We start from the raw sequence: 7,385 nt of genomic DNA, 5'->3' as shown, positions 1-7,385 counted from the left end.
CTCGCTCTCCAAGCGGTCGAACATGCCGGGCCTGCGCTCGGGCTTCGCCGCGGGCGGACCCGAGAGCGTCCGGCGGATGCAGCAGCTCAGGAACTACGCGGGCGCGCCCCTGCCCCTGCCGCTCCAGGCCGTGGCCGAGCGCGCCTGGAACGACGAGGACCACGTCGAGGAGAACCGCGCCCTCTACCAGGAGAAGTACCGCATCGCCGACGAGATCCTCGGCGACGTGCCCGGCTACAGGGGGCCGCATGCGGGCTTCTTCCTGTGGCTCCCGGTCGCGGACGGCGAGGCGGCGGCGCTGAAGCTCTGGCGCGAGGCGGGCATCCGCGTGCTGCCCGGCCACTACCTCGCCCGCGAGACCGAGGCGGGCACCCCCGGACACGACCGCATCCGCGTGGCGATGGTTGCCGGCAAGGAAGAGATGCGCCGCGGCCTCCTGCGCCTGCGGCAGACGATCTACGAGTGAGGGAAGACCAGCATGGCCTACCAGACCAGACAGCGCGATCCGTTCCTCGACCACGAGACGCACGCCATTCTCGTGCGCCGGGGGCAGGAACTTCTCGGGGTCGCGCTGCTCGCGCTGGGGGTGGCCTGCGCCGCGCTTCTGATGAGCTATGCACCGAGCGACCCGAACTGGATGGCGGCGACCGACACGCCGCCGCAGAACCTGCTCGGTCGGCCCGGCGCGGCCATCGCGGCGATCTTCATGATGATCCTCGGCTACGGCGCGCTCGTGCTGCCCATCGCGCTGATCGCCTGGGGCCTGCGCTTCGTGCTGCACGCGGGCGCCGAGCGCGCCGTGCCGCGCGTGTTCTTCCTGCCCATCGTGCTGGCGCTGGCCTCGATCTATGCCGCGAGCCACATGCCGCCCGAGGGATGGACGCACTCCTTCGGGCTCGGCGGTCTTTTCGGCGATACGGTGCTGGGCGCCGTGCTGAACGCGCTGCCGGTCTCGGCGCAGGCGGCGCTGAAGATCATCGCGGCGGCGGCCTTCCTCGCCGGGGCGGCGATGCTGTTCCACGTCGTCGGCGTCAGCCGGGCCGAGTTCCGCGGCGCCATGCGCTTCCTGATCGTGAGCCTCGTGACCTCGGGCAGCATGCTGATGTCCGCGCTCCGCGGCGCGGGAGCCGGGGCGGGCCATGCCGCCGGGCGCATCCAGGCCGCGCGCGAGGCCCGCGCCGCCGCGCGCGCCGAGGCGCCGGTGGCGCAGCGCGGACCCGTCCTGCGCCGGACGCAGGCCGAGGAGCCGCTGCTCGAGGACGAGGAGATCGACGAGGAGGAGGCGCCGCGTGCCGCCGGCTTCTTCTCCCGCATTGCCTTCGGACGGTCTGTCGAGGCGCGCGAGATGCGCGACCTGCCGCGGCTCGAGCCCGAACTGCCCGAGCGCAGCTGGCGCCGCCAGGCCGAGGACGTGGAGGCCCCCGACGACGAGACGATCCGCGCCCGCATCTCGGACGCGATCCGTGCGCGCGTGCGGCGCCCCGATCCCGTGGCCGCCGCCGCGCAGCGCCGCCTGACGGTTGGGCCCGCGGTCTCGCCCGCGCTCCGTGCCGAGCCGCCGCTGACGGCGGCCCATGCCTTCGCGCAGGCCGAAGACGAGACGGATCGCGCCGAGGCGGACGACTTCGACGATCTCGAGGAGAACATCTTCAACGAGGAGGGCGTCGCCTCCGACGACGAGGACTACCTGCCGCCGCCGATCCCGCGCGCCGAGCTCTCGCGCCGCGTCGTGCAGCAGCCCCTGCGCAAGGCCCCGGCCCCGTCGCGCCGCGCGATGGCCGACGCGCAGCCCTCGCTGCCGCTGAGCGAGCCGGAGGCCTACGAGTTCCCGCCGCTGAACCTGCTGACGAACCCCGACACGATCCAGCGCCACCACCTCTCGAACGAGGCGCTCGAGGAGAATGCGCGGATGCTCGAGAGCGTGCTGGACGACTACGGCGTGAAGGGCGAGATCGTCTCGGTCCGGCCCGGCCCCGTCGTCACCATGTACGAGCTGGAGCCCGCGCCGGGCCTCAAGGCCAGCCGGGTCATCGGCCTCGCCGACGACATCGCGCGCTCGATGTCGGCGCTGTCGGCCCGCGTCTCGACCGTTCCGGGCCGCTCGGTCATCGGCATCGAGCTGCCGAACCAGCACCGCGAGAAGGTCGTCCTGCGCGAGATCCTCGCCTCGCGCGAGTTCGGCGACGGCACGCATCGTCTGCCGCTCGCGCTCGGCAAGGACATCGGCGGCGAGGCGATCGTCGCGAACCTCGCCAAGATGCCCCACCTCCTGATCGCGGGCACCACCGGCTCGGGCAAGTCGGTCGCGATCAACACCATGATCCTCAGCCTCCTCTACAAGCTGACGCCCGAGGATTGCCGGATGATCATGATCGATCCGAAGATGCTGGAACTCAGCGTCTACGACGGCATCCCGCATCTCCTCAGCCCCGTGGTCACGGACCCCAAGAAGGCGGTCGTGGCGCTCAAGTGGGTCGTGGGCGAGATGGAGGAGCGCTACCGCAAGATGTCGAAGATGGGTGTGCGCAACATCGACGGCTACAACGGCCGCGTCGCCGAGGCGCTGAAGAAGGGCGAGATGTTCCGCCGCACGGTGCAGACCGGCTTCGACGACGACACCGGCGAGCCCGTCTTCGAGACCGAGGAATTCGCGCCCGAGAAGATGCCCTTCATCGTCGTGATCGTCGACGAGATGGCCGACCTGATGATGGTCGCGGGCAAGGAGATCGAGGCCTGCATCCAGCGCCTCGCGCAGATGGCGCGCGCCTCCGGCATCCACATCATCATGGCCACGCAGCGCCCCTCGGTCGACGTCATCACCGGCACGATCAAGGCGAACTTCCCCACCCGGATCAGCTTCCACGTCACGTCCAAGGTCGACAGCCGCACGATCCTGGGCGAGCAGGGGGCCGAGCAGCTCCTCGGGATGGGCGACATGCTCTACATGGCGGGCGGCGCCAAGATCACGCGCGTCCACGGTCCCTTCGTCTCGGACGAGGAGGTCGAGGAGATCGTCCGCCACCTCAAGAGCTTCGGACCGCCGGAATACGCCTCGAGCGTGCTCGAGGGGCCGGACGACGACCGGGAGGCAGACATCGACGCGGTCCTCGGCCTCAACACCGGCGGCAACACCACCGGCGAGGACGCGCTCTACGACCAGGCCGTCGCCGTCGTGGTCAAGGACCGCAAGTGCTCCACCTCCTACATCCAGCGCAAGCTCGGCATCGGCTACAACAAGGCCGCCCGCCTCGTGGAGCAGATGGAGGAGCAGGGCCTCGTGACGCCCGCGAACCACGTCGGCAAGCGCGAGATCCTCGTGCCGGAACCCGAGTGAGCGGGCCTCTGCCGGTTTCGATGACATTTCCGCGCGCGGGCGGGCGGACCGTTTACGCCGCGCACCGCGATCCCTAGATGCACGGCATGAAGACGACATACCTCGCCCTCGTTGCCGCCCTCGTCGCGCCGGTCCCCGCCCTGGCCGACGCCATCCCGCTGTCCGAGATCAACGCCTACCTGAACGGCATCACCTCGGCCGAGAGCACATTCACCCAGATCAACGCCGACGGCACGGTCTCGACCGGCCAGTTCTACATCCAGCGGCCCGGCCGGGCGCGGTTCGAGTACGACGGCGACGATCTGCTGGTCATGGCGGGCGGCGGGCAACTCGCCATCTTCGACGGGCGCGGCAACACGCAGGCCGAGCAGTATCCCCTGCGCGAGACGCCGCTCTCGATCATCCTCGACCGGAACGTGAACCTGATGGCCACCGGCATGGTGATGGGCCACGACTTCGACGGCACCTCCACCCGCGTCGTCGCGCAGGACCCCGAGCGGCCCGAGATCGGCTCGCTCACCATGGTCTTCACCGACGATCCGGTGGAACTGCGCCAGTGGGTCGTGACCGACCAGGCCGGCGCCGAGACGACGATCGTGCTCGGGGCGCTCCGGGAGGATACGCGCATCTCCCAGGGGCTCTTCAGCATTCCGCAGGAGCTCAACCGGCGCAGCGGCGACTGACCGCTCAGCGCCGGTTGCAGGCGATCAGCTGCATCTCGTAGGTCAGCGCTCGGTCGGCCACCCCGTCGGCGACCCTCAGGAGCCAGGGCTTGGCGTTGTAGCTGCCGCGCCGGAAGCCCGCGTGCCCCTCGTGATAGGCGAGGTACTGGTTGCGCGCGTCGGTGAGGGGCACGCCGTTCCGCTCGACGGTGAGCGTCATGTACCAGCCCATGAAGTCCGAGGCGTCGTCGATGTCGGTGCGCCGGGCGCGACGGTTGCCGGTTTCCTGCTGGTACTCCTCCCAGGTGCCGTCGAGCGCCTGGCTGTAGCCGTAGGCCGAGCTCATGCGGCCCATGGGAATGATCCCCAGCCGGTAGACATGCGGCGGGCGCGCGTCGCCGACGAAGCGGCTCTCCTGGTAGAAGGTCGCCATCTGCACCGGGACGGGAACGCCCCAGCGCTGCTCGGTGCGCTCCATGGCGCGGAAGTAATGCGGCCTCTCCTCGGCGAGGAGGCACGCGTTGTCGAGGTTCCGGGGGGCGCTGAAATTGCCGCCGCTGCCGCATGCGGCGAGGACGCTCGCGGCGAACACGAGGAGAAGAATCGGTTTCATCTGGTCTGCCTGCTCGATGGCCTGTTTCGGCCTCTTGTTTCCCGACAGCTTAACCCATATCCGCCCGCGAGAAAACAGGGCGGCTCTTTCCGGCCACGTCGATGTGATCGTGACGCCCGGACCGGGGGCGATGGGACCCCGACCCCACTGTCAGGGTTGTCTCCACAGACTGTTTCCCCCGAATCGGGGGCCGATCCATGGACAGGACGGCCCCCGCGGCGTTAGGGATTTGCAGGGGCTTGAATCAAATGCTGAAGACACACGCCAAATATAACCTTGGCCAGGTCGTGCGCCATCGAAAGCACCCCTTCCGCGGGGTGGTCTTCGATATAGACGCCCAGTTCGCCAACACCGAGGAATGGTACGACGCCATCCCCGAGGAGGCGCGTCCGCGCAAGGCGCAGCCGTTCTATCACCTTCTCGCCGAGAACGACCACACCTACTACGTGGCCTACGTCTCGGAGCAGAACCTGGTTCCGGACGAGACGGGCGAGCCGGTGGATCACCCCGACGTGGGCGATCTCTTCGGCGAATTCAGGGACGGGCGCTATCCGCTGGAGTACCAGCTGAACTGACCTGGACCGATGCGGAGGGACCGCGCGCTCAGTAGCCGAGCGCGCAGCCGTCCTTGCGCGGGTCCGATCCGCCTTCGAGCACGCCGTCGGGACGGATGCGGATGGCCTGCGCGCCGCCGATCGGGGTCTTCGGCGTCACCAGCTTGTGACCCTTGGCCTCCAGCGCCGCTCGCGCCTCGGGGCCGTAGCCGCGCTCGACCTTCAGCTCGCCCAGTTCCGCGAAGAGGCGCGGCGCGTCGATCGCCGCCTGCGGGCCGAGGCCGAAATCCACCACGTTCGTCACGAAGCGCGCGTGTCCCGCCGCCTGGTAGGCGCCGCCCATCACGCCGAAGGGCATGATGCTGCCGTCCGCCTCGAAGAGCATGGCCGGGATGATCGTGTGCATCGGGCGCTTGCCGCCCGCGGCCTCGTTGGCGTGGCCTGGCGTCAGGTTGAAGCCCGCGCCGCGGTTGTGGAACAGGATGCCGAAGCGATCCGACGCGAGGCCCGACCCGAAGGTGTCGAAGATCGAGTAGATCAGCGACACCGCCATCCGGTCCTTGTCCACCACGGTGATGTAGATCGTCTCGCGGTGGACGCTTTCGGACAGGGCGGCGGCGTCCTCCATCGCGCGGTCGCGGTCGATCTTGCCGGCCAGCGCGCGCGCGGTGTCGCGCGACAGCAAGTGGTCGAGTCGCGTCATGTGCGCGGGGTCCGCGATGAAGCGGTTGCGCGCGTCGTAGCCCAGCTTCACCGCCTCGGACTCGAGATGCCCGCGCTCGGCGCCCCAGGGGTCGAGGCCCGCGATGTCGAACTCGGCCAGCGTGTTGAGGATGAGCATCGCCGCCGCGCCCTGCCCGTTCGGCGGCAGTTCCAGCAGTTCGGCGCCGCGGTAGCTGGACCTCAGCGGCGTGACCCAGTCGCAGGAGGTCGCGGCGAAGTCGTCGAGCGTGTGCGTCCCGCCCAAGGCGCGCAGGCTGTTGACCATGTCCTCGGCCACCTCGCCCTCGTAGAAGGCTTCGCGCCCCTGCGCGGCGATGCGGCGCAGAACCTCGGCCTGGGTGGGTACGCCGAAGCGGGCGGCGACGGGGAAGGGCTTGCCGCCGGAAAGGTAGATGTCGCGCGCGCGGCCCGAGATGTTGCCCTGCGCCTCCTCCCAGTCCATCGCGACGCGGGGCGCCACGGGAATTCCCGTCTCGGCGTAGCGGATCGCCGGGGCGAGCACGCGGTCGAGCGGCAGGCTGCCATGCTCGGCGTGGAGGCGGCAGAACCCGTCCACGGCACCCGGAACGGTCACGGCGCGCACGTCCTGCTTCGGCATCGCGCTCAGGCCGTCGGCGCGCAGCGTCTCGGCCGACAGGCCGGCGGGCGCGCGGCCCGAGGCGTTCAGCCCCTTCACCTCGTCCGAGCCCGGCATCTTGACCAGCGCGAACATGTCGCCGCCGATCCCGGTCATCTGCGGTTCGCAGAAGCCGAGCAGGATCGCGGCGCCGATGGCGGCGTCCACGGCATTGCCGCCCGCCTGGAGCAGCGCCACGGCGGTCTGCGCGGCCAGCGGGTGCGATGTGGCGCACATTCCCGTGTCGGCATAGACGGCCGAACGGCCCGGTTGATGAAAGTCGCGCATCTTGTCCCTCCCGCGTTGCAGCGGAGCGCAACCTACGAGCCTCGGCGGCGACGGCAAGGGCATCCGGCGCTTCGGGCGCGGATTTTCACGACGGTCGGCGGAGGGAGGAGAAGCCGCAGAGACCTCGACGCCGCGCACTGGGTGGGGGCTTGATACGCGCGACGCCGAGGGAAGCCTCTGCAGCTACGTCGATTGGTATCGCAGGGATTCGCGGCGGCACTTGGAGCGGATTGTGGCCTTTCCTTGTCGAACGGCTTCAATGCGGAAAAACGGGCCTCATCCGACGCTCTGGCCCGGCACGATCGAGAACCGCAGCACGTTGCCATCGGCGTCGCAGCGGTAGCTGAGACCGACGGCCAGCCGCCGGACGATGGCCCAGCCGAAGCCGCCTTCCGGCCAGTGTTCCGGGGCCTTTCCCTCGCATTGCGGCATCGACTCACCCGGAAGCGGACCCTCCGGCAGCGGCGCGCCCCGGTCGCGCACGACGACGTTCAGCACCGGGGAGGACAGCGAGAGCTCGACGCGGACAGGCTGACCGGCGCGGCCGGAATAGGCGTGTTCCTCGACGTTGTTGAGGACTTCGGCCAGCACGAGC

Annotated in this window: 7 protein-coding genes; 4 read left to right on the top strand and 3 right to left on the bottom strand. The window is 69.9% G+C overall.

Going from position 1 to position 7,385, the window contains the following annotated elements; genetic code table 11:
• The 3 genes from ACTS11_RS18800 to ACTS11_RS18790 all read left to right on the top strand — a co-directional run.
• Positions 1 to 466 (top strand): aminotransferase class I/II-fold pyridoxal phosphate-dependent enzyme (locus ACTS11_RS18800; RefSeq protein WP_442641818.1); only part of this gene is annotated, 466 nt, incomplete at its 5' end.
• Positions 467 to 478: 12 nt separating this feature from the next.
• A complete protein-coding gene (locus ACTS11_RS18795) occupies positions 479 to 3,334 on the top strand; it encodes a DNA translocase FtsK (RefSeq protein ID WP_442641817.1) in 2,856 nt (951 codons plus the stop codon).
• Positions 3,335 to 3,420: 86 nt separating this feature from the next.
• Positions 3,421 to 4,017, top strand: a complete 597-nt coding sequence (locus ACTS11_RS18790) for a LolA family protein (RefSeq protein WP_442641816.1) — start codon at positions 3,421 to 3,423, stop codon at positions 4,015 to 4,017.
• Positions 4,018 to 4,021: 4 nt separating this feature from the next.
• Here the strand turns inward: ACTS11_RS18790 and ACTS11_RS18785 are convergent, their stop codons facing one another.
• A complete protein-coding gene (locus ACTS11_RS18785) occupies positions 4,022 to 4,609 on the bottom strand; it encodes a transglycosylase SLT domain-containing protein (protein ID WP_442641815.1) in 588 nt (195 codons plus the stop codon).
• A 248-nt stretch (positions 4,610 to 4,857) separates the two neighbouring features.
• On the opposite strand from ACTS11_RS18785, the gene hspQ reads away from it, so the two are divergent.
• Complete coding sequence (gene hspQ / locus ACTS11_RS18780) at positions 4,858 to 5,184, top strand: heat shock protein HspQ (protein ID WP_442641814.1); 327 nt, start codon at positions 4,858 to 4,860, stop codon at positions 5,182 to 5,184.
• Positions 5,185 to 5,212: 28 nt separating this feature from the next.
• Here hspQ and ACTS11_RS18775 read toward each other — a convergent pair whose 3' ends face one another.
• On the bottom strand, positions 5,213 to 6,790 hold the full coding sequence (locus ACTS11_RS18775; RefSeq protein ID WP_442641813.1) for a gamma-glutamyltransferase family protein: 1,578 nt from the start codon (positions 6,788 to 6,790) through the stop codon (positions 5,213 to 5,215).
• Positions 6,791 to 7,066: 276 nt separating this feature from the next.
• Positions 7,067 to 7,385 (bottom strand): ATP-binding protein (locus ACTS11_RS18770; RefSeq protein ID WP_442641812.1); only part of this gene is annotated, 319 nt, incomplete at its 5' end.

Source organism: Roseicyclus sp. (genome assembly GCF_052168335.1).
Classification (GTDB): domain Bacteria; phylum Pseudomonadota; class Alphaproteobacteria; order Rhodobacterales; family Rhodobacteraceae; genus Roseibacterium.
Note: the sequence above shows the minus strand (reverse complement) of the source record. Positions and strands in the feature narration are given on the sequence as shown.

Coding starts and splice junctions, on each gene's coding strand:
- ACTS11_RS18795 (WP_442641817.1), top strand. CDS start 479: ATGGCCTACCAGACCAGACAGCGCGATCCGTTCCTCGACCACGAGACG.
- ACTS11_RS18790 (WP_442641816.1), top strand. CDS start 3,421: ATGAAGACGACATACCTCGCCCTCGTTGCCGCCCTCGTCGCGCCGGTC.
- ACTS11_RS18785 (WP_442641815.1), bottom strand. CDS start 4,609: ATGAAACCGATTCTTCTCCTCGTGTTCGCCGCGAGCGTCCTCGCCGCA.
- hspQ (WP_442641814.1), top strand. CDS start 4,858: ATGCTGAAGACACACGCCAAATATAACCTTGGCCAGGTCGTGCGCCAT.
- ACTS11_RS18775 (WP_442641813.1), bottom strand. CDS start 6,790: ATGCGCGACTTTCATCAACCGGGCCGTTCGGCCGTCTATGCCGACACG.